This window comes from Streptomyces sp. NBC_01474, assembly GCF_035918215.1.
GTDB lineage: Bacteria > Actinomycetota > Actinomycetes > Streptomycetales > Streptomycetaceae > Streptomyces > Streptomyces aureus.
This window is the reverse complement of record NZ_CP109449.1, coordinates 9,836,583-9,857,109: the sequence shown is the minus strand read 5'-3', so window position 1 is coordinate 9,857,109 and position 20,527 is coordinate 9,836,583. Positions and strand designations below refer to the sequence as shown.

General features: G+C 67.9%; 23 protein-coding genes and 1 pseudogene. 11 read left to right on the top strand and 13 right to left on the bottom strand.

Going from position 1 to position 20,527, the window contains the following annotated elements:
* Positions 1–26: 26 nt before the first annotated feature.
* From OG758_RS45125 to OG758_RS45100, 6 genes are all read right to left on the bottom strand, one after another.
* Complete coding sequence (locus OG758_RS45125) at positions 27–770, bottom strand: ABC transporter ATP-binding protein (protein WP_326715227.1); 744 nt, start codon at positions 768–770, stop codon at positions 27–29.
* Entirely contained in the window at positions 746–1,618 is an 873-nt protein-coding gene (locus OG758_RS45120; protein WP_326715226.1) for an ABC transporter permease, read from the bottom strand. Before OG758_RS45120 ends, OG758_RS45125 begins: the two co-directional genes overlap by 25 nt.
* The gene (locus OG758_RS45115) at positions 1,615–2,646 is read right to left on the bottom strand and encodes an ABC transporter substrate-binding protein (RefSeq protein WP_326715225.1); all 1,032 of its coding nucleotides are present in this window, start codon (positions 2,644–2,646) and stop codon (positions 1,615–1,617) included. The genes OG758_RS45120 and OG758_RS45115 overlap by 4 nt, the downstream gene beginning before the upstream one ends.
* Before the next feature lie 623 nt (positions 2,647–3,269).
* Positions 3,270–3,467 (bottom strand): alpha/beta fold hydrolase, encoded by a 198-nt coding sequence (locus tag OG758_RS45110; protein ID WP_326715224.1) that lies wholly within the window; start codon positions 3,465–3,467, stop codon positions 3,270–3,272.
* Between the two features lie 321 nt (positions 3,468–3,788).
* A complete protein-coding gene (locus tag OG758_RS45105) occupies positions 3,789–4,724 on the bottom strand; it encodes an endo-beta-N-acetylglucosaminidase H (RefSeq protein WP_326715223.1) in 936 nt (311 codons plus the stop codon).
* A gap of 154 nt (positions 4,725–4,878) precedes the next feature.
* Positions 4,879–5,442, bottom strand: coding sequence for a hypothetical protein (locus OG758_RS45100; protein ID WP_326715222.1), 564 nt, complete (start codon positions 5,440–5,442; stop codon positions 4,879–4,881).
* 768 nt (positions 5,443–6,210) lie between these two features.
* Here OG758_RS45100 and OG758_RS45095 point away from each other — a divergent pair.
* The 3 genes and pseudogenes from OG758_RS45095 to OG758_RS45080 all read left to right on the top strand — a co-directional run bounded on the left by OG758_RS45095 (position 6,211) and on the right by OG758_RS45080 (position 7,694).
* Positions 6,211–6,606, top strand: coding sequence for an LppU/SCO3897 family protein (locus OG758_RS45095; RefSeq protein WP_326715221.1), 396 nt, complete (start codon positions 6,211–6,213; stop codon positions 6,604–6,606).
* Between the two features lie 205 nt (positions 6,607–6,811).
* Positions 6,812–7,003: pseudogene (locus tag OG758_RS45085) on the top strand (transposase); the annotation flags it as partial.
* A 127-nt stretch (positions 7,004–7,130) separates the two neighbouring features.
* Positions 7,131–7,694: a hypothetical protein gene (locus OG758_RS45080; RefSeq protein ID WP_326715220.1), complete on the top strand. Its 564-nt coding sequence runs from the start codon at positions 7,131–7,133 to the stop codon at positions 7,692–7,694.
* Between the two features lie 327 nt (positions 7,695–8,021).
* Here the strand turns inward: OG758_RS45080 and OG758_RS45075 are convergent, their stop codons facing one another.
* Both OG758_RS45075 and OG758_RS45070 read right to left on the bottom strand, forming a co-directional pair.
* Positions 8,022–8,543 carry an ATP-binding protein gene (locus OG758_RS45075; RefSeq protein ID WP_326715219.1) on the bottom strand — a complete coding sequence of 174 codons (522 nt, stop codon included), beginning with the start codon at positions 8,541–8,543 and terminating at the stop codon, positions 8,022–8,024.
* Between the two features lie 190 nt (positions 8,544–8,733).
* Entirely contained in the window at positions 8,734–9,642 is a 909-nt protein-coding gene (locus tag OG758_RS45070) for an NAD(P)-dependent oxidoreductase (protein ID WP_326715218.1), read from the bottom strand.
* Positions 9,643–9,725: 83 nt separating this feature from the next.
* Between OG758_RS45070 and OG758_RS45065 the strand changes: the two genes are divergently transcribed.
* The 3 genes from OG758_RS45065 (at position 9,726) to OG758_RS45055 (ending at position 12,394) form a co-directional block, all read left to right on the top strand.
* The gene (locus OG758_RS45065; RefSeq protein ID WP_326715217.1) at positions 9,726–10,097 is read left to right on the top strand and encodes a winged helix-turn-helix transcriptional regulator; all 372 of its coding nucleotides are present in this window, start codon (positions 9,726–9,728) and stop codon (positions 10,095–10,097) included.
* A 234-nt stretch (positions 10,098–10,331) separates the two neighbouring features.
* On the top strand, positions 10,332–11,579 hold the full coding sequence (locus OG758_RS45060; RefSeq protein WP_326715216.1) for an MFS transporter: 1,248 nt from the start codon (positions 10,332–10,334) through the stop codon (positions 11,577–11,579).
* Positions 11,580–11,677: 98 nt separating this feature from the next.
* A complete protein-coding gene (locus OG758_RS45055) occupies positions 11,678–12,394 on the top strand; it encodes a class I SAM-dependent methyltransferase (protein WP_326715215.1) in 717 nt (238 codons plus the stop codon).
* Between the two features lie 238 nt (positions 12,395–12,632).
* Here OG758_RS45055 and OG758_RS45050 read toward each other — a convergent pair whose 3' ends face one another.
* A complete protein-coding gene (locus tag OG758_RS45050) occupies positions 12,633–13,358 on the bottom strand; it encodes a dienelactone hydrolase family protein (protein ID WP_326715214.1) in 726 nt (241 codons plus the stop codon).
* A gap of 247 nt (positions 13,359–13,605) precedes the next feature.
* Complete coding sequence (locus tag OG758_RS45045; protein WP_326708336.1) at positions 13,606–14,781, bottom strand: ISAs1 family transposase; 1,176 nt, start codon at positions 14,779–14,781, stop codon at positions 13,606–13,608.
* A 347-nt stretch (positions 14,782–15,128) separates the two neighbouring features.
* Here OG758_RS45045 and OG758_RS45040 point away from each other — a divergent pair, with 347 nt between their 5' ends.
* The 5 genes from OG758_RS45040 to OG758_RS45020 all read left to right on the top strand — a co-directional run bounded on the left by OG758_RS45040 (position 15,129) and on the right by OG758_RS45020 (position 17,726).
* A complete protein-coding gene (locus tag OG758_RS45040; protein WP_326716305.1) occupies positions 15,129–15,260 on the top strand; it encodes a hypothetical protein in 132 nt (43 codons plus the stop codon).
* Positions 15,261–15,283: 23 nt separating this feature from the next.
* Complete coding sequence (locus tag OG758_RS45035; protein WP_114041739.1) at positions 15,284–15,583, top strand: transposase; 300 nt, start codon at positions 15,284–15,286, stop codon at positions 15,581–15,583.
* Positions 15,576–16,466, top strand: coding sequence for an IS3 family transposase (locus OG758_RS45030; protein WP_326716219.1), 891 nt, complete (start codon positions 15,576–15,578; stop codon positions 16,464–16,466). Before OG758_RS45035 ends, OG758_RS45030 begins: the two co-directional genes overlap by 8 nt.
* Positions 16,467–17,071: 605 nt before the next feature.
* Positions 17,072–17,533 carry a pyridoxamine 5'-phosphate oxidase family protein gene (locus OG758_RS45025; RefSeq protein ID WP_326716245.1) on the top strand — a complete coding sequence of 154 codons (462 nt, stop codon included), beginning with the start codon at positions 17,072–17,074 and terminating at the stop codon, positions 17,531–17,533.
* 7 nt (positions 17,534–17,540) lie between these two features.
* Positions 17,541–17,726 carry a hypothetical protein gene (locus tag OG758_RS45020; RefSeq protein ID WP_442810439.1) on the top strand — a complete coding sequence of 62 codons (186 nt, stop codon included), beginning with the start codon at positions 17,541–17,543 and terminating at the stop codon, positions 17,724–17,726.
* A gap of 98 nt (positions 17,727–17,824) precedes the next feature.
* On the opposite strand, the gene OG758_RS45015 is transcribed toward OG758_RS45020, so the two are convergent.
* Genes OG758_RS45015 through OG758_RS45005 form a run of 3 tightly spaced genes read right to left on the bottom strand, consistent with a single transcriptional unit; the run spans position 17,825 to position 20,519 of the window.
* A complete protein-coding gene (locus OG758_RS45015) occupies positions 17,825–18,421 on the bottom strand; it encodes a hypothetical protein (RefSeq protein WP_326715213.1) in 597 nt (198 codons plus the stop codon).
* Positions 18,418–19,728, bottom strand: a complete 1,311-nt coding sequence (locus OG758_RS45010; protein WP_326715212.1) for a hypothetical protein — start codon at positions 19,726–19,728, stop codon at positions 18,418–18,420. The genes OG758_RS45015 and OG758_RS45010 overlap by 4 nt, the downstream gene beginning before the upstream one ends.
* The gene (locus OG758_RS45005; RefSeq protein ID WP_326715211.1) at positions 19,725–20,519 is read right to left on the bottom strand and encodes an ABC transporter ATP-binding protein; all 795 of its coding nucleotides are present in this window, start codon (positions 20,517–20,519) and stop codon (positions 19,725–19,727) included. The genes OG758_RS45010 and OG758_RS45005 overlap by 4 nt, the downstream gene beginning before the upstream one ends.
* Positions 20,520–20,527: the final 8 nt, after the last annotated feature.

Below are 20,527 nucleotides of genomic sequence, written 5' to 3'. Positions count from 1 at the left end.
TGCTGGGCTCCCCCGGCCGGGGGCGGTCAGCTGGTTGCTTCCACGCCGAGGCGGGCGAGGAGACGATCCCGCAGCGCCGCGTACTCCGGGCCTCCGTGGCTGCGCCGCGCGGACAGTTCGACCGGGATGTCGACGGCGATCCGGCCCTCGTCGAGGACGGCCACCCGGTCGGCCAGGGCAATGGCCTCGTCGACGTCGTGGGTGACCAGCAGCACGGCGGGCCGGTGCCGCTCGCACAACTGGCGCAGCAGGGTGTGCATCCGGATGCGGGTGAGGGCGTCGAGTGCGCCGAACGGTTCGTCCGCCAGCAGGAGTTGGGGTTCGCGGACGAGGGAGCGGGCGAGCGAGACCCGCTGCTGTTCCCCGCCGGACAGTTCGAGGGGCCAGGCCCGCTCGCGGCCTTCGAGGCCGACTTCGGCGAGGGCGGTGCGGCCCTGCTGCGCGGCGTCCGGGCCGGGCAGGCCCAGAACCACGTTCTCGAGCAGCCGCTTCCACGGCAGCAGCCGCGCGTCCTGGAAGACGACCGACACGTCATCTGGGGCGGCCAGTTCGCCGCTGCCCGCCACGTCGTGGTCGAGGCCGGCCAACGCCCTCAGCAGGGTGCTCTTGCCGGAGCCGCTGCGTCCGAGCAGGGCCACGAACTCGCCCGGGACGATGCTCAGTTGGAGGTCGTCGAGGACACGGCGCCCGCCAAGCGTGCGTACCAGATTCTTGATGCGGACCGTCGTGCGGTCCTCGGTTGCGGTCAGCCCGCCAGCGTCCGCCGCCATGCCAGGGTCCTCCTCTCCACGAGCCGTACCAGGGCGTCGGAGACCAGCCCGAGGAGTCCGTACACGACGAGACCGACGATGATCACGTCCGTCTGTCCGTAGGTCCGCGCGAGCTCCATCATGTAGCCGATGCCGCTCGTGGCGTTGACCTGCTCGACGACGACCAGCGCCAGCCAGGCGGCGGTCACCGCGAACCGCAGTCCCAGCAGGAACCCGGGCAGGGCACCCGGCAGGACGACATGCCGGACGAACTGGATCCTGCTCAGCCGCACCGTTTCGGCGAGTTCGGAATAGCGGTTGTCGATGGTGCGCAGCCCGTTGTGGGTGTGGATGTAGATCGGAACGAAGACACCGAGCGCGATCGTGATGACCTTCATCGTCTCTCCGATGCCGAACCAGAGGACGAGCAGAGGGATCAGCGCCAGCGAGGGGATCGCCCGCTTGATCTGCACCGGCCCGTCGACGATCCCCTCACCGAGACGGCTCAGTCCGGAGACGAGCGCGAGCAGCAGACCCGCTGCCGTGCCGAAGAGCAGTCCGAGCAGGGCACGTTGGGCGGAGGTCGCGAAGTTGGACTGCAGCCTGCCGTCGGCGATGAGGTCGCCTGCGGTGCCGGCGATGGTCCATGGTGCGGGCAGACTGCGGGCGTCGATGAGTCCGGCGCCGGAGCCGGCCGCCCACAACGCGAGGAGCAGCAGCGGGCCGAGCGTCCAGCCGTAGGGGATGGGGCGGCCCGGCCCCAACCTCTTGCGTGCCCGTGCCCGTGCATGCGGGCGAGGAGAGGAGACCGCGGCGTCGTCCGTCGCCGTCGCGGCCGCCGCCCTCGGGTCGAAAGCCGTGGTGCTCATGGCGTCTTCCTTTCACCGGCAACGGCGTCGGCGGCGACGCGTTCGTATCGGCGGTCGAAGAGGATCCCCGCGTCGAAGGCCTTGTGCTTCTGCTCCTTCGCCAGCAGGTCCACGGTCTGTTGCTGGCGCTCGATGGCACCGGTCCAGTCGGCGGGAAAGTCCGGGTGACCGGACCTTTCGACGAGGTATTCACCGTCCTCGTGGCTCAGTCCCTGATTCTTGACGTAATAGCCGTCGATCCATTGCTTCGGGTGATCGTCGATCCAGATCTGCGCTCGCGCCCAGAACTTGATGAGTTCTCTAATGGCAGCGGACTTCTGCGCATTGCTCACGGAATCGGTGAGCGCCCACAAGTGCCCCGGGTCGTCGCGCAGACCGTGCTTGATGGTCGTGCCGCCGTCCCTGCCGTATTTCGTCAGATAGCGCTTGATATTGACGTCGGCGATGGGCGCGGCATCCACCTGACGGTTTCCCAGAGCGGTGGGATAGACATCACCGGTACTGGCCAGTTCGACGAGGTCGACGTCCTGCTGGGTGAGACCGGCCTTCTTGAGGATCCGCAGCACCAGCGCCCCCTGCGCCTGCCCAGGGCTGTAGGCGATCTTCTTCCCGCGCAGGTCGGCGAGGGTCTTGATGTGAGCGCCCGGCGCGATCCCCAGCTCGTAGATCGGGTACGCGATCGGATTCTTGCGGAACTTCGCCGCCACGAGCTTGGTGTCCAGGCCCGTCCAGTGGGCGTTGATCGACGGAATCTCCGCCGACGAGCAGATGTCGAGCGCGTCGGCCCGGAACGCTTCGGAGCACTGTGGTCCGCCGCTGATATTGGCCCACTTCACCTTGAAGGGCAGCTTGTCGATCTGACCCGACAGTTCCAGGGCGACCTTGAGATCAGGCGCGCCGACGGTCAGCGAGGTGCCGGCGGAGACCTTGGCCGGAATCTTCTTCGCCGCGACATTCTCACTGGTAGCCGTGGATTGCGCGGTGCTCACACAGGCGGTCAGCAGAAGGGATGCGGCGACAGCGGTCATCGCGCCGATGCGCGGGGATGCGGGTATGGCGGTACGTAGCGACATTCGTGCCTTCACGGGACGAGGGGCACGCCTCAGCGCACAGCGAAAAGGAGGGGAGGCGTGAAAAGGGAATCGAGCGGAGCAACGCGGCGGGGCGCCGAGCGACCGGCTCAGCGCAGAGAGGAGGTCAGCTACACACCGCGGTGGCGACGCGCATCAGATCGATGGCCCGTCGCTTCCGGAACCGCCTGCAGATCCACATGTCACCGAAGCTATCCACCGGCCAAGCCCCCTTCAAGAGTGAGGAGTTGACTGTCACCGCGCTGCAATACCACCTTCATGGCCCTGCCATGTGCGCGCAGTCGGGTTGTTCCCGGTCCGCGCCGCCGTCCGACAGGCCGACCCCGATCCCGTACGGCGTGCCCAGCGGCGGATGATGACGGCGGGTGACGGCGCGGGTCGTTCATGGTGGCACCCGTCGCATCGTGAGCGGGAGGGTTGGGCGCGGGCATCGGCGAGCCGGCGCCGCGCGGCGACCAACTGATCCTGCGCGTCCTCCAGGTCCTGGCGGGCGGCACCTAGCGCGGCAGCGGCCTGACTGGACTACAGGTCCGTAGGTGGCCGCCTGCCGACGCGCGTGTTCAGCCGGTGACGGCGTTCCAGTCCGGGGCTGGATCGGCGCCGCGCAGGAACGAGAGGATCAGCGAACTGACGAGTTCTGGGCGCTCGAGCGGGAGGGTGTGCGTGCCCGGTTGCACTGCCAGACGCGCCTCGGGCAGCGCGGCAACGACGGCCAGGGAGTGTTCGACGGTGACCTCGTCCCGGTCGCCTTGAAGCACCAGGGTGGGGGCGGCGATTTCGGCCAGAGTGTCCAGCGCCCCGTTCGCTCCACCCGCCCAGGTGAGCCGGCTCGCCGACTTCCCGGTAACCCAACGCGACGCGACATCGTGCCTTCATGACTGACGAGCAACCCACCAAGAAGCGACCTGACGGCACTGGGCGTTAGGCCGCGGTCCGCCCGGAGGTGCCGCTCCTCGCCTCCGGGCGCAACTCGCTGGACAGGTCACCCCGCGTTGTCCAGAGCGCGCCTGCACAGGTCGCGGCCCCAAAGGACGCGGCAAGCCCCAGGAGAGCACCGTGCACCGGGGCCTGCGGTCGCCTTACGGCGTGTAGACGGCGTCACTGCCGTACAGCTCCCTGGTGAATGCGGAAACATCGGCACTGCGATCAGCGCCGTCGAGGTTGTACGTCAGATAGACGCCGTACCCCTCGCTGACGGTGCGGCGGGCGAGGTCTGCAGTTGTGCTCTGCGAGGTCCGGCCGATCTCGACTGCCGCCGGCGACAGCTTCGACTTGGGCAGGGCGATGCCGGGGACCTGCCAGCTGCCGTAGTACGGGTTCCAGGCGTAGTCGAACTTGGACGAGACGTCGACGCCGCCGTAGGAGAGGCGCGTCGCGGACGGGCCGATGTTGTAGAGACTAATGATCTTGTCCGGCATGTTCGCGCGCAGCGCCGTCACCAGGTACACGAACGAGCTGTCGTTGGGCTGGCCGGTGCCGTTGTTGCCGTACTCGGCGTACTCGTCGTCGATGTCGATGCCGTCGAGACCGTACTTGGCCACGGTGTCCGACAGTTGTTTCGCGAACGCCGAAGCCGTCTGCTGGGACGGGAAGTTGGCGAAGCCCGCGCCCTGGTGGTTGCCGAGCACCGAGAGGACCACCTTGATGCCCTTCTGCTGCAACGGCCGTATCTCCGTGGCGGCATTGTCGAGGACGCGTTGCACGTTCTCGTTGAAGTACAAAGACCCCGTCTTCGTGCCCGGGTCGTAGTTGATGTTCGCCGCAAAGATCACGGCGACGTCGAAGACGTTGCCGCCGCCGTTGGCGAGGGTGTACTTGCCGACGTTGAGCATGCTGTTGTTGTTCACCTCGACGTACGCCACCGAGGTCGGCCCCTCTTTCACGGGAGCGGGAGCGGGAGCCGGAGCTGGGGCCGCTGCCGCACCGGTGGTGGCGGTCGTTCCGAAAGCGAGGGCCGCGACGGCCGAGAGCGCGAGCGCGGCCGCCCGCACTCTGCTCCGCATCAGAGTGAACATCGTTGATCGGTCTCCCATCGCATGGGTCGGCGCCCGACCTGTTCGAAAGCGCCGAGTGAGCCCTCCGAGTTTTCCGCTCCCATGACCGAATCCCGAGAATCATGCGCACACTCTTCACGACTCCCACGCACGCCCCACCCCCAATCCGGCACGCTTACAAGGGAGTTGAAGCGTCCAGCTGTACAGTCGACATGCTCCTGATGAGGACCGCCGACGGGCCCCCGGGGACCCGGACCGTGTTGCGCAAGACCGGTAATGACGTGACGCGCACGTCACCACCAAGGTCGTCGCCAGCCGCAGCCGAGCCGCACTGGCCGAGATCGATCCCGCGCTGACACGGCGCCTCGTCCAGGAGGCCGTCGAACACGCCGATGCCGAGGACCGCTCCGACTTCCGCGGCCTCCTCGCGCCGGCGTTCGCCACTCTCGGCGACCTCGACCGCCTCGTCCAGCACCTTGCCACCCTGCACCGGGACGGCAGGAAACGAGCCCCCCTCACCGCCTGCAGCGAGCGCCTCCCGAGCGAGGCTCTCGCCCTCATCGACGACCTCGAGGACGACGCGGTTTACTGCCTGGCCCTCACCGCGGCGGTCACCTCCCCGACCTCCCCGCCACCCGTCGGCCTGGTCAAGCGCTCCCTGGCCCACGGCTTCGCCGAGGACGTCATCGCCCCACTGACCGCCCTGAACACGGCGCGCCTGCAAGAGATCGCAGCTCAACTCGGTTTGTCCGGCCGCCCGCCGAACAGATGGAACAGTTCATGACCAAGCGACTGGAAAACTCTGATGAAGGGCTCCATCCCACGATCGCCAAGGGCCGTCGAAGCAGCGGTTGAGGGACCGCGTCCGCAGACGGGAGCCCCCTTCGGACGGCGCCGGACCGTCGCCGTCCGCGAAGCCCGACGGCACGGACTCATCCCACTGATGCCCGCCCACGACAGGCCCAGCGATGCCGAGTACCGCGACGGGGACCGCCGCTGGCCGTTGGAGAAGGCCGGTGAATGACGTCACCCCGAGCCGGGCGGCGGCACCTCACCGGGGCTGTCGTCCGGCTCCACAGCCGGAGGGGGAAGCGCCTCCTCAATCGCCTTCCGGCGGTACGACTTGCCCCTTGCCATTCCGGCAGCGGAACGGGCCAACTGCGCTTGCAGCTGGTCGAACGCCGCCGGACCTGACAGGTCCCGCAACCTGCGACTTCTGCTCATGCATGTTTCAACGCCCCAGCGCGCCGTCCGTAACTGCAATACCGCCGAATGGAGCATTCGGCGACGTCACATCCCCCGGCTGCCCCCTCTGCCATCGCGGCCCGCAAGCCGATGGCCCTGGTCGGCCTCCAGATGCTGGCATCCACTGAGGTTGGGTGGCGCCTGTCGGGGCATCGGCCCGATCAATCGGGTTCGGGAGCGACAGGGGCGGCGAACGATGAGACAGACAGGTGGGCTAAGTTCGTGGTCGCCTTCACATTCCCCACTGCCTGAGGAACTACCCGTGTCCCAAGTACCGCCCCCGGGCGGCCTGAACGCCTCGTACACCTCGGCGCAGATACGACGCAACCGTCTCATCTTCCTCGGTCTGGTCCTGGTACTCGCGAGCATGGTGGCGTTCTGGGCCTTCGGCCCGTACGACACGAAGGACCAGTCCGCGACGCTCAAGCGTGGCGACTGCTTCCAGAACATCGGGACGGACAAGGAAGCGAAGACCAAGAAGCTCGACTGCACTGACCCGCACGCCGACTACAAGGTCCTCAAGATGGACAAGGACAGCGTCGTCGATACCTTCTCGTGCTCCGACGTTCCGGGCACCACCGGCTCACTCACGCAGTCAGGCTCCGGAGAATGGTTCGTCGTCTGCTTCAAGGAAAACGACGACAAGGGCAAGAAATAGCCCGGCGCCCCCTGCTAAGAGTTGTCCCCGTAGTGGCTGGTCACACGTGCACACAATCTTGGTGTGGCTCAAGCGTGCCGACGGCAGGCACTAGTCCCTCCTGAACAGGCTGCTGCACCGGAACGGTCACCATGGCCTCCGGCACCGGGATACGGTCGAGCAGCGGCGCGACGCAATCCCTCAACCATGCTGCGAAAAGGCCGAGTTGGAGGTGCGTCTGGGCGGCGCGGTGTCCGACCTCAGCTCGACGCCATCGGTGCGCAGCCTGGTGGTCGACGAGACCGGCGACCTGAAAAAGAGCACGCACACGGTCGGCGTGCGGCGCCAGTACACCGGCACCGCCGGGGGCATCGAGAACAGCCAGGTCGCCGTCTACCTCGCCTGTTCCACCCCGCGACTCGTCCTGTCGGGCAGGCCGTCTCTCGTCCCGGGTTGGTCCGACTGGTCGGATCTTCCGGTGGGTCGCGCCGGGACGTTCCGGGCGGCGGCAGACCCGAGGTTATGAATGCGTCACCCGACCATCCATGAGCATCAACCTCAGGAGCCACACGATGCGCCCCGTCAGAGCAGCCTGCCTCGGCACGGCCACTGCCCTGGTCACCCTTCTCGCCTGCGCCCCTGTCGCAGCGGCCGCGACGGACACCGCTCTCGTCCACGCCAAGGGCGGAGACCGAGTCATCACACTCTTCGGTCAACTCGCGAAGCAGACGCGCTTCCCCATCAACCCCGGCGGCGACCCCGCCCAGGGCGATCGGACCGCCTTCCGCTCGGTCCTCTACTACGACGAGGCCGAGACCCATGTCGCCGGCGAAACCAACGGTACCTGCACCACCACCTGGGTCCCCGAGGTCAACCACCAACCCGACGTCGACCACCAAGCGGAGGTGTGCGTCGTCACCTACACCCTCCCAGGCGGCCAACTCGCCGTACAGGGGATGATCTTCGGCAATCTCACAGCGACCCCTCCCCCTCCGTTCGACAACGCGATCACCGGCGGCACCGGGGTATTCGACCGGGCTCGTGGCATGGTCCACGCCGAAACGGTCGGTCCGGGCAAGAGGCGCTTCACGATCGACCTCGACAACTGACTGCCCCTGCCCCAGCCCTGTGAGAAGGCTGGGCCGTCCACTGGCACGGCCCACCGGCTCGATTGGTCCCGCTGGCGACGCCGCCACCACTCGATCCCAGGCCATCCACAATCAGCGACAAGCCGCCCAGGCATGAAGATCACGAGCTACAGCTGGAGTACTAGGGTCATCCAATCTCGCAGAGTCGCAACAGAGCGACTCTGCGAGATTGGATGCCACCGTGGCGCCGGCCTGAGCTGGCCCCCTGGTTGAATCTATTCGCACTGCTCGACATTGCAAGGGCGTTTCTTGTTGCCACCCGTGCCTGTCTGGCGTGGCCGGTGGACCTCAACTCCTGACGGCTTCTGCGATCTGCAGGGCGGCCTGGGCGGGCGTGAGATGCGTGGTGTCGACGACCTCGGCCTCGCTGTGCAGCCACGTGCGGGCTGCTTCGGCGTAAGGCTCAAGGTATTTGAGACGGAAGGGGGAAGGGCCGAGAACAGTGTCCCCCTCGATACGCCCGCGGAGGGTGTCCTGGTCAGCGTGGAGGACGAAGTGCCGTACGGGAATGCCATGTTGGGCGAGCCCTGAGCTGATCTCGCGCCAGTACTGCTCGACCAGGACAGTCATGGGCATCACCAGAGTGCCGCCGGTGTAGTCGAGTACGCGGCGGGCGGTCTCGACTACGAGCGGGCGCCACGGCGCCCAGTGCTGGAAGTTGTCCGTCCCTGGCAGCCCTGGCTTGATGTCCATGAGTGTCTCGCCGACTTTCTCGGCGTCGAACACCCGTGAATCCGGGATCAGGGGCTGCAGAAGTGCACTGGTCGTTGTCTTGCCTGCGCCGTGGGTGCCGTTGAGCCATACGATCATGCGGCCGACGTTAGCGCTGTGCGGGTCGCGGGAACGGGCACAGCAGAAAACCGGTACGGCTTCGGCGTATTCCGTGACGGGTGCGGGGTGGCGCCAGGACATGGTGTTGTTCCTCCCCCCCAGGTGCCCGCGCAGCAGCAGCCGCGCAATGAGCCGCGGTTGGGCGTGTGTTCATCGGTCTCGCGTCTGGTCAGCGCGGTCCGCGGATGCTGTCGATGATGCGAGTCCAGTTGTCGCTGCCATGTCCGTCCTTGATTGCGCGCCGGTAGTGGGCCTGCACGGCCAGTGGGAGCGCGAGGTCGAGGCCGAGTGACGTGCTGGTCTCGACGATGTGGTCGGACGTCGCACCCATCATGGTGACCGTGCTGAGGTCGCCGGGATGCTTTCCGGCATCAAGTGCGGCGCCGGGGTTCTCTTCGCCGGCCCTCAGCATGGCGCCGATCGAGTCGGCGGCGGACAGCAACTCCGGCAGCGCTTCCTTGGCGTTCAGTCCTGCGGTGCCGAGCATCGCGGTGGCGTGCATCAGTGCGGACAGGGTGGTGAGGAATACCGCGAGTTGGGCTTGGTACATCATCTGGGCGAGACCCGGGTCTTCGCCCAGATGCTTTGGTGTTCCGAGCGGTGTCAACGTCGCCAGGTGGCTCTCCATCGCCTCACCCCGGCCGCTGTAGTAGACATACGCTGCCTCCGTGCCGACCATCGGCGCAGGGACCATGACACCTCCGGTGAGGAAGGTCGCGTCGTGGCCCGCCGCCCAGGTGGCCGCCTCGCGTGTGCGGTCAGGAGTGTCAGAGCTCAGATTGACCAGCGTCCGGCCGGCGAGCGATTCGGTGGCGCTGCCGAGGACGTCGTACATCGCCTGGTAGTCGGTGAGGCTGAGGATCACGAGGTCACTCGCTTCGACCGCCTCGCCGGGTGTCGACGCGAGCCTTGCTCCGGCGGTGACGACACCGTCCGCACGACTGGCGGTGCGGTTCCAGACGGTGACCGGGTGGCCGGCGGTGAGGAGGGTGCGTGTCATCGCCTGGCCCATCGGGCCGAGCCCGATCACGGTGACAGCGCTGTTCTGCCTGGTGGTGTGGTTCTGTTGTTCGTTCACCCCTCCATGCTCGGAGAGCGTCACTAATCTCGGAAGTACCCACTATTTTCTGCGGTACTTACCTTTTTGTAAGGGGATCAGTGATGGCCAAGGCGCCGAGGAGCGGGCCCTACATCTGCGGAATCGACGCTGCGCTCGACGTGGTGAGCGGCAAGTGGAAGGGGCTGATCCTGTGGGAACTTGATGCCCACCGCGTACGCCGCTTTGCTGAGCTGCGTCGCGGTCTGCCAGGAGTGAGCGAGAAGATGCTGACGCAGCACCTGCGTGAGATGGAGGCGGACGGTCTCGTGCTCCGGAGGGTTTATGCCGAGGTGCCCCCGCGGGTGGAATACTCCTTGACTGAGCACGGGCGCATGCTCAATCAAGCGCTCGGGCCTCTCGGCGCGTGGGGGGCTGAGCGGATACGTCGCGAGGGCCACGAAACGGCCGACGTGGCCGAGACATTACGAGACTAAGTATCCGGGTCCCCAACCCCCATTGGTGCGGGCGCGCGGTTCCTGAGGTCTGAGTGTTGCGGGCTGCCGCACTGTACAAAGGCGTCGACAGCATCCCACGCGGTACGGGAGTTGCACGGTTCGTGACTCTTCCGATCGGTCACCGGTGACTGATCGGAAGAGTCACGAACCGGCCCCTGAAGGGGCATGGAAACGGGGAGCCTTCGGGCGGCTTCGTCCCCTAGGTTTCACCCCATGGCCTCATCCGTCGGTCCTGAGGACCGAGTTGCCGAGGCGCGGCCGCGTCTGATGACCCGCCCGCTGCTGCTGCGCTTTGTGACGGTCGTCGGCTCCTCGGCGAGCTTCTTTCTGCTGCTGTCGGTCGTCCCGGTGTACGCGCAGAGCGCGCCGGGCGGGGGCAGTGACAAGGCGGGCCTGGTCACCGGTGCGCTGATGCTGGCCACGGTGGCCGGCGAGCTGATGGCCCCATGGCTGGCCGCACGCTGTGGCTGTCGCGTGATGTTGGGGGCTGGGTTGTTGTTGCTGGGTGCCCCGGCACTGGCCCTGACCGTGTCGCGGAGTCTGGCGTGCATCGTGACGGTGTGCCTTGTCCGGGGGCTCGGCTTCGCGTTCACCTTGGTGGCGGGTGGGGCGCTGACGGCGTCGCTGATCCCGCCCGAACGCCGCGGGGAAGGACTGGCCCTGATCGGCGTCATGGCCGGTGTGCCGTCGCTGGTGTGCCTGCCGCTCGGGGCCTGGCTGGCGTTGCACACGGGGTACGGGCCCGTCTGCTGGGCGGCGGCACTGATCGCACTGGTCTCCCTCGCCGCCGTCCCGGGCCTGCCCGGCCGGGAAGCGGCGTCGGGTCCGCCCTTGGGAATTTTCGCAGGGGCCCGTTCCGGCGCGCTCGGCCGCCCCACGGCCGTGTTCGCGGTGACGGCTGTGGGCGCGGGGATCGTCGTCACCTTTCTGCCGCTGGCCGTGGCACCGGGCAATTCCGGCGTGGTCGCGGCGGCACTCTTCATCCATCCGGCCGCCGCGACCGCGTCCCGCTGGTTCGCCGGTCGGCGTGCCGACCGGCGTGCCGACCGGCGGGGAGCCGCCGGGCTGATGGTGCCGGGGCTGGTCGCCTCAGCCGCCGGCATCCTCGTCGTCGCCCTCACGGGCGTTCCCGTCGCGGTCGTCGTGGGTGCGGCCGTGTTCGGGGTCGGCTTCGGCATCGCCCAGAGCGCAACCATCACGCTGATGTACTCCCGGGTCCCGGCCTCCGGGTACGGGACGGTGAGCGCCCTGTGGAATGTCGCCTACGACGCGGGCATGGGCATCGGCGCGGTCGGCTTCGGCACGGTGGCCGGCCTGACCGGCTACCCCTGGGCATTCGTCCTGACCGCGTTCCTGATGCTGACAGCGCTCGTCCCGGCCCGGTGGGACCTGACAGCAGCGCGCAAACAACGTGCGATGGGCAGGGAGGATCAGGCTGTGGCGGAGCAGGGACAACGGTGAGCCATTGCCTGCACACTGTTCAACTACCGCAGACTCGCAAAATGAGATGACTTGTAGGTGCAAGGAGTAACCGGCATGACGAACGAAGTGCGGCTGGTATGACCACAGCAGACGAACGTGCGACGCGGGTTCGCGAGGTACGGCGCCGACTCGCACAGGAAGGGCCACCGCGGACGCGAGACCACGAGAGAGACTTCGAAACCGTTACGGTGCCCGAACGCCACTGCGATCAACTGCGCGATCTGCTGGTCGCCGAGGGGGTCGAGAAGGTTGTCGAGATCGGTCTCGCGTACGCCAGTTCTGCCCTCGCCATCAGTGAGGCTCTGGCAACGGTCAATCCTCCGCTCCCCCGGCATGTCATCATCGACCCGTTTCAACAGCGGGAGTATTCCAACGCCGGTTGGGATCTGCTGTGCTCTGCAGGGCTGGACTCGATCGCCACGCTCATGCTCACCCCGTCGTCGACCGCGCTCCCCCAGCTCCTCAGCGAAGGCTTCGTGGCTGACGCGGCATTCGTGGACGGCAGTCACCGGTTTCACGAAGTCTTCGTTGATCTCTACTTCTTGCGCAAGATCGTCCGGCCCGGGGGCCTGATCGTCATCGACGACGACTGGTGGCCGTCCGTGCACACGGCCGCGCAGTACTACGAGCAGAACACGGGATGGAAGGCGATCCCCGACGCCTTTCCCGGCGAAACGATCGGTGTCGGCCCTCAGGGCGAACAAAGGCCACGGTGTGTGGCTTATCGCCTGCCCAACCCCTCGTTCGAGCCTTCCTTCGAAGACTTCCACGCGTGGTTGCGTACAGGGAAATGAGGTACGGGTTCGACCTGATCCGGGGGTTTGCTCCTGCGCCCTGAGCGGGGCTGTCCCTCGACTCCACGTGGCCGAGCGCCGCCCCGACCGGCCGGTACCGCCGATGGCCGGTACCACCGCGATCGGGGCTGTTGTGCATCTGCCGGCCACCGCCATCGAGGAGGGCCGGGAGCTGTCCTCGATGACGGCATCCTGGCCGACACCGCCTACCGTCTGCTGCTCGCCAGACGGCCCGGCCTCACTTCAGGTGTCGGTCCAAGAAGCGGCACCCGTCCTCCAGCTCGAACCACGGGGTGCCGGTGTGCCCGCCCGGATTGGCGTGCAGCGTCTTCTCCTTGCTGCCGAAGGCGTCGAACAGGTCCAGGGCCCGTTGCCGGGGGTTCCCTTCGTCGTCCCACTGCAGCAGGAACAGCAGCGGAATGGTGACCTGCCGGGCCTCCTCGCGCTGGGCACGGGGCACGTAACCCCCGGCGAAGAAACCGGCGGCCGCGATGCGCGGCTCGACCACCGCGAGCCGAATGCCGAGGGCGGTCCACCCCCCGGAGTACCCGACCGGGCCGCCGATCTCGGGCAGCTCGAGGAGGGCGTCCAGAGTGGTCTGCCATTCCGGGACCGCCTTTTCGACGAGCGGGCCGATGAAGGACTCGAAGATCTCGTCGACCGGCTCACCCGCCTGCATCGCCCGGCGGAGGTCGGCACGGGCCTGCTCGTCGGCGGCGGAACGGGGCCGGTCACCGCACCCGGCGGCATCGATCGTGGCCACCGCGTAGCCGCGCGCCGCGGTGTACCGGGCCCGGGCCACCAGCCGGGGTTCCGCCTTGGGCAGGCCGTTGTTGTGGGCCATCAGGATCAGCGGGGCCGGTGCGGTGGATCCAGGCGTCCACAGGGTGCCGGGGATCTCGCCGAGGGTGAATTCGCGCTCGAGTACGGCGTCGTCGAGGCGCTGTTCAGAAGTGAAGTGCATGGTCGTGCCTTTCGGGAGTGCTCTTGAACGGCGCTCCCGGACGACCTATCGCCCGACCGTGACCCCGGAGGGGAGCACCCACGTCGATACTGCGTTCACGGGTACCACCTCCTCGTTCTCTCGCACGGCCTCCGGAAAAGTAGCAGTGGTCGCCGTGGCCCGCCAAACGGTTTTTTGCGGAGGCTCCGTGGCCGGACGGCACGAAGCCACTCCCCTAATAACCAAGGCCGTGTGGTCCAGGGCTTGATCAAGTTCCGTTGAGGTCGGGCTTGTAGGTGATGCCCAGGATGGGGAGGGCTCGTTCGGGTTGGTCGCGGATGGCGCGAGTGGTCTTGGCGATGTTGGTCGCTCCGAGGGCTTTGAGGGCTCCGATTGCGAGGTTGCGGAGGGCGGCCATGACGCGGGGTGCGTTGCCGGCGTGGACGGTGGAGGCGTCTTCGGCGAAGGTACGGTCGCGGATGTGGTGCTGGGCTTCCACGATCCAGTGTCCGCGCAGGTGGGAGGCGAGTTCGGCCGGTTTCGCCTGGTGGGCGTCGAGGCTGGTGACCGCGTAGACGGTCTCGCGGGTCTCCTTCCTGCCGGTTGCTTTGCGGCGGCGGTGGACGCGGAGGGCGAGCTTCGCGTGGGGGAAGGCGATGCCGCCGAGGTTGTCGGCGATGGCGAGAGTCTTGACCGAGCGGGACTCGCGACGGCCGTGTCCTTTGTTCGAGGCGGTGTGCTGGATGGCCACCGCGTGCCAGTCCAGACCGTCCAGCTGGGCCCAGGCGGTGGGCTGATTGGGCTTGATCACGGCCACGTAGTGCGCCTTCTTGGTCTCCACCAGCCAGGCGACATTGGCCTTCACGGAGTGCAGCGCGTCGAAGGTGACCACGTCTGCGTCCAGGTCGAGCGGTGCAAGCAGGGGCTGGAAGTGCCGTGTCTCGTTGGTCTTGGACCCGACCTCGGCCTGGGCGAGGGTGACCGGGCGGCCGTGGGTGACGGCGGACAGCAGGTGGCGGCGGGGCTGGCTCAGACGGGCGGAGCCGCGCAGTGCCTTGCCGTCCACGGCGATCACCCGTCGTCTGCCCGGGGCTGCGGCGGTATGGCGGTGAGCCAGCCAGGCTCCGACGGCCGCATCGAGTGCGTCGGCGTCGAGGCGCTCGAGGACCCTCCCGATCGCCGATCTGGACGGTGCATGCCGCCAGTGCAGCAGGTGACGGCGCACGTCGAGCGCGGCGAGCAGCCCGGCGTCGGCACGGGCACCCCACTCGGCGAGCTCGTCGATGGTCCGGGCTCCTGAGACCGCGGCGGCCGCGCAGACCAGCAGGATTGAGGCCAACGAGTACCAACGGCCCCGCCGGGAGCGAGGATCGGGCACCGCCTCCAGGAAGAACCGCAGGTCAGCCACGTCGTCCGGGTTGAGCGGACCCAACTTGGCCAACACGGCAGGGATCGGGGAAGATGAGACAGCGGACACGGGAACCCTCTTGATCACTCGGCTTAGACACCTGAATGATCACGGATTCCGTGTCCGCTCTGTCATCCACCCCAACCCGCGGCATCCTCACGCCAGTTGGGCGAACCCGGGAACTTGCGCAAGCCCTGCGTGTGGTCAAGGACTTCGGGCCTGTGACCTGATCGCTGCGAGGCAAAATCGGAACACTACGTAGAACCACTTGGGGTCTCATCGCAGCTTCCCGAGTGGAGGTTGGCCGTTTGGTTCTCGTGCCGCAAGACCCTGGTTTCACGGCGCCCTCGAATGTGAGCAGCGCGGGCGCACCATGATGGCCGGTGGACTTCGAGCCGTACCGGGGTGAGTTGGTGGCCTGCTGCTACCGGATGCTGGGCTCGTTCCACGAGGCCGAGGACCTGGTGCAGGTGAACCTTCCCCTTGATCGTGGACACCTGGAGACTGGGACCTGAGGTTCCAGAGGAAGTAGCGCCAGGTGGGAAGCAAGTACACGAAGCGGTACACCGAGGAGTTCAAGCGGGACGCGATCGCGCTCGTCGACTCTTCGGGCAAGACGGTCACGGCGGTCGCCCGGGATCTCGGCATCAGCTCCGAGTCCCTGCGCGGCTGGTATCGCCGGGCCAAGGCAGATCGGGGCGAGGGAGCCCCGGGTGAGCTCACCACGGCCGAGCGCGAGGAGCTCAGGCGGCTGCGTCGGCAGAACGTCGAGCAGGCCAAGACGATCGAGGTGCTGCGAAAAGCCGCGGTCTTCTTCGCGAAGGAGAGCGATCGGTGAACGACACGTACGCGTTCATCGAGGCGGAGAAGACCACCCACGGCGTCGCTTTCCTCTGCGGCTGCTGAAGGTTGCCCGCTCCTCCTTCTACGCCTGGCTCGCCGCGGCCAGGACCCGATCAGTCCGCAAGGCCGCCGACGAGGCCCTGGTACACGAGATCACCGTCATCCACGTCGGCTCACGCCAGACCTACGGCGTCCCGCGCATCCATGCCGAGCTGCGGCGTCTGGGGCGGCGTGTGAACCGCAAGCGGGTCGCCCGCCTGATGCGCGAACACGGTATTCAGGGAGCCCATCGCCGCAGGCGGCGGTCGCTGACCCGGCCGGATAAGAAGGCGAAGCCGGCGCCGGACCTGATCGGCCGGGATTTCCACGCCGAGATCCCCGGCACGAAGCTGGTCGGCGACATCACCTGCCTCCCGACCGCCGAGGGCTGGCTCTACCTCGCCTGCTGGCTGGACCTGGCCACCCGCGAGGTCGTCGGCTACTCGATGGCCGACCACCACCGCGCAGACCTGGTCGTGGATGCCCTGAAGATGGCCGCCGGCCGTGGGCGGCTCCGGCCCGGCTGCATAGCGCATTCGGACCGCGGCAGCGAATACACCAGCAGTCAATTCCGCTGTGAAATAGGCGAGTTGAACCTCCGGCAAAGCTGCGGACGCACCGGATCATGCTTCGATAACGCCGCCGCGGAGAGTTTCTGGGCCCTACTCAAGGAAGAGATCGGCACCAGAGTCTGGCCCGACCGGGCCACCGCCCGCGCCGACGTTTTCGACTTCATCGAGACGTTCTATAACCGCCGCCGACTACGCAAGCACAAGGCCTTCGGCTACCTCACCCCAGCCGAGACCCGGCAACGGCACCAACACGGCCTCGCAGCATAGAGATCAAGTGTCCAAGATCACGGGGAAGCTTCAAGGAGACGATGCTGCGCGCCTGGAAGGCCCGCGACCGGTACGCACGCACGCGTGCGTGCGTGCGTGCGTGCGTGCAACCTGGCCGTACCGGATCGCGACCAACGCATGCCTGACCGCGTTCCTCCCGGGCCGAACGGCAGTCCATCGCCCTGACCGGACCCGACATCGCCCGGCCTGCTCGCGGGGCGGGACAGACGCACCTGGTACGACCTGGAACCAGACGGCCTGCGCTGCTTGGTCCTACAGCGCTGACCTGACGCGGAACGCCTCAACGTCGGAGTACTCAGCGGTCCCGGCACCTGACACCGCCCACACCTCCGTACAAAATAGGGTCGGCTCTCGCTGCTGATCACGGTGCAACGTGCGCACTGTCGGGGGTCGTTGATTCTTGACTTTCCCCACCCCATGCTCAAGAGCGCCCCAGACATGCTCGCCTTCTTCCCCATCCGTCAGATGCCGTCGTTCCGTCCTCCCTCGGCCGGGTGGAAGCTGGGGCTGACGGGGATGTCGGCCGAGGGTCTTAGGTCCGCAGCCCCATGTGCCCACCGATCTTGCTGGCTAGGTTGGCGACCATGCAGAACACGGAAATCGTCCATCGCTCGGTGGCGGAACGAAGGCACGAGACCCTGGACCGCCTTGCCACGGAGCGGGACATCTGGGTGGCGACAGCCCATCCCGATCACGGCCCCCACCAGGTCCCCTTGTGGTTCTCATGGGACGGGCAAGCAGTGTGGGTCTGCACCGGTGCGGCGTCCGCGACGGTGCGCAACATCCGCAAGGAACCGCGGGTGCGCCTGTCCTTGCCGGACACCTTCGATGTGGTGCTGCTCCAAGGGGTGGCGGAGTGCTTCTCGCACCAGGACGTGCCGACCGACGCAGCAGACGCATTCGCCGGCAAGTTCGGCTGGGACCCGCGCACGGAGGACGGTCCCTTTGTGTATGTGCGCCTCATACCGAAGGTGGTCCATGCCTGGCGCGGCGATCCGGAACTGCGCGGCAGGGGCATCATGCGTGATGGTGCGTGGCTGAAGTAGCGGCTCGATCACCGCCCACAGCACGACGGCCGGCGCAACGCGCCGCGAGGTCTATCTGCCGACGGGCGCACGCTGGAGGTGCGCCTGGACGGACACGACGTACGAGGGAGGCTCTCGGCACACAGTCGACGCCCCACTCGACCGGATTCCACTCCTGCTGCGCGACGACGCCCAACTGCCCGTGAGCGCCTGACTGGACGGGCCGGTGGGAGGGTGGGCGCGTGATCTCGTCGACGTTGGCTCGCTTGATCACAGATCGGACGCCGCCCGACCACGCCGAAGCCTTGCCACTCAGACATTCTCCGACGACGTCCGGGGGCGTGGGCCCCGGCTCGCGTAGACGGCGGTTCCGACGGCGGCGAGCACCGCTGCGACCACGGCCGCCGGTCGGCTGTCAGGCGCCTGGGTCTGCCAGGTCAGCGCCTCCCCCGCGGTGCCCACGCCCGGGAAAGTCGCCGCGCCGAGCGTCCACCCCAGAGGCAGGAACCACGACCGAGCCGTACCGACCGTGACCGCCCCCAGAGCGGTCAAGCCCAGCAGGCCGGCAGCGTCACGGACGACGAATCCGAACGGCCCGAACCGCGTGCCGGTGACCAGCGTGGCCAACAGGAGGACGAGCACGCATCCCAGGGCCGTGGCCAGGTGGAACATCCGCAGCCACACCCACGGCCTCGCCGCCGTGCGGTCCAGGGTGTCGTCGGGGCCGCCGAGCGTGGCGGTGACGACGGCCACGAGGAGCAGCACCGTCAGGACGAGCACGGTGCTGCTCACCTCGCCCTTGTCGCCGAAGACCGTCGCCGGCAGCCACACGAGGGCGGTGCTCGCGAGCGCCGCGCCGAGCGCCGCCGGCACCCGGCGCGAGCGGACGTAGAGCGTCAGCTCTCTCATCGGGCCCCTCGGGTCAGGAGGTCGGTGGAGTCCTTGCACTTCTGCGCCGCCTGGTAGACGGCAGTCACCCGGGCACCGGCCTCCGCCCGCGGCAGTGCCTTCAGCCCCTTCCAGAGCTGGACGGCCTCCGGGTCGTCGAGTTCGAGGCCATCGGGACCGACGGTCGGCTCCCGGTCGAGCAGCCAGTAGGCCGCAGCGGTGGCGACCTGGAAGTTCCGGGCGTCTCCGCAGCTGAGAGGGCCGGTGAACACTCCGGTGAGTATCGCCGGTTCGAGCCGGCCCGGGTTTGCGAGGCGACCGTGCGTGTCGACCGCGATCGTCATCAGCGCGGTGTCGGCCCGCGACCTCGGAGAGGTGGGAGGAGAGAACGTGGAGGTGTCCTCGTGCACCTCGACAACCGGTGTCTTCGACAGAAGTTCCAACGCGTGCCGGGCCTTGGGGGCCGCCTCGGGCAGCAACCCTTCGTGCGCCCGGCTGACGCAGACCCGCGGAGCGTCGTCGGTGCACACCAATTCCTGGGCGACCGGGTCGAGCGTCCCTTGGTCGTAGGCATCGCCGGTCGGCACGACCAGGGCCGTGGCCGTTGCCCCGATGGCCAGCGGCAACAGCGCGGCGAACGCGAACTTGCGGTTTTCAACGGCGAAGAGCACGAGACCGGCCATGGCGACCGCGACCATCCAGAGTGCCTGGGCGACGCTGACTTGGCCCCCGACGGTGTCGTAGTCGCTGAACATGCTCATCCCCATGCTCGGGGAGAACGCCGCCGTGACACCGCCGTCGGGAAGGGCGTGGGGCGCGAAGATCAACAGCGCGAAGCCGATCACGGCCAGCGCGGGTGCGGTGGCGAGCGCCGGCACCAGGCGTCCGACGGCCAGCCCGAGCCAGACCGAGGCGATCATCGCGACCAGCCCGACGGCCACGACGACGAACGCGGCCGGCGGCAGGTAGCGCGCCGTGTCGGCGATCCGTGGTGCCGCCGCGAGGAGCGTGACCAGGTACGCGAAAAGAACCGCCAGCCCGGTTGCGACCAGGATCGGCACGATCTTCCGCGGTCGCGGGCGGGGCGCGCTGGCGAACAACTCGGCGACGTTCGCCCGGTGCTCACGAAAGGACTGCCAGGCACCGGCGGCCATCGCAAGGGGCGACAGAACCGCGAGGTATTCGCGCTGAGTCATGACCAGTGCCATCCACCCGGAAGACCATCGCCCCGCGGTGGCGTGGAGCACAATCGTGCCGGCGACGGCGATCAGGAGCGCGGCGCCGAGAGCGGCCGACCGCCGGAGCTCGATGCCGATGATGCGGTTCATCCGTTGCTCCTGTGCTGACGCAGGAGTGCGGAATATCCGCGCTCGGCCGGGCTGTCGCCCGCATCCCCCTGCCCGCCGCAAGCGATCAGGTCGTCGGGGGTGCCCTGGAAGAGGAGTCGGCCTTCGTTCATGAGGATGACGTCGGTGCAGGCGGCGGCGACGTCCTCGACGAGGTGGGTGGAAACCAGCACACAGCTGTCGGCACCGAGGTCACGCAGCAGGTCGCGGAAGTCGAGACGCTGTTCGGGGTCGAGTCCGACGGTGGGCTCGTCGAGCAGCAGCAGCTCGGGATCGTTCACGATGGCCTGCGCGATGCCGGCCCGACGCAGCATGCCGCCGGACAGCGTCTTCATCCTGGCATCGGCCTTGGTGGTGAGACCCACCCGATCGATCGCGCGTTGTACGGCGTCGGGTGTCGCGGCCTTGGGCATTTCCTTCAGCCAGGCCATGTACGCGACGAACTCACGCACGGTGAACCGCGGGTAGAAGCCGAACTGCTGCGGCAGATAGCCCAGTTGGCGTCGCACAGCGCGCAGATCGGCGCGGCCGCCCACCTGCGCGCCGAGCAGCGTCAACGCGCCGCCGGCCGGCTTGACGACGGTGGACAGCGCGCGCATCAGCGTGGTCTTGCCGGCACCGTTCGGGCCGAGCACACCGTGCACGCCGGCTTTCAGAGACAGGTCGAGGCCGTCGACGGCCAGGTGCCGGCCGGCCCGGACCCGCAGTTCTTGCGCGTGGACGGGCCAGGGATGAAGGGTGGGGGCCGTTTCGGCAGCGTGCACCGCTCGCATGGGTGTCT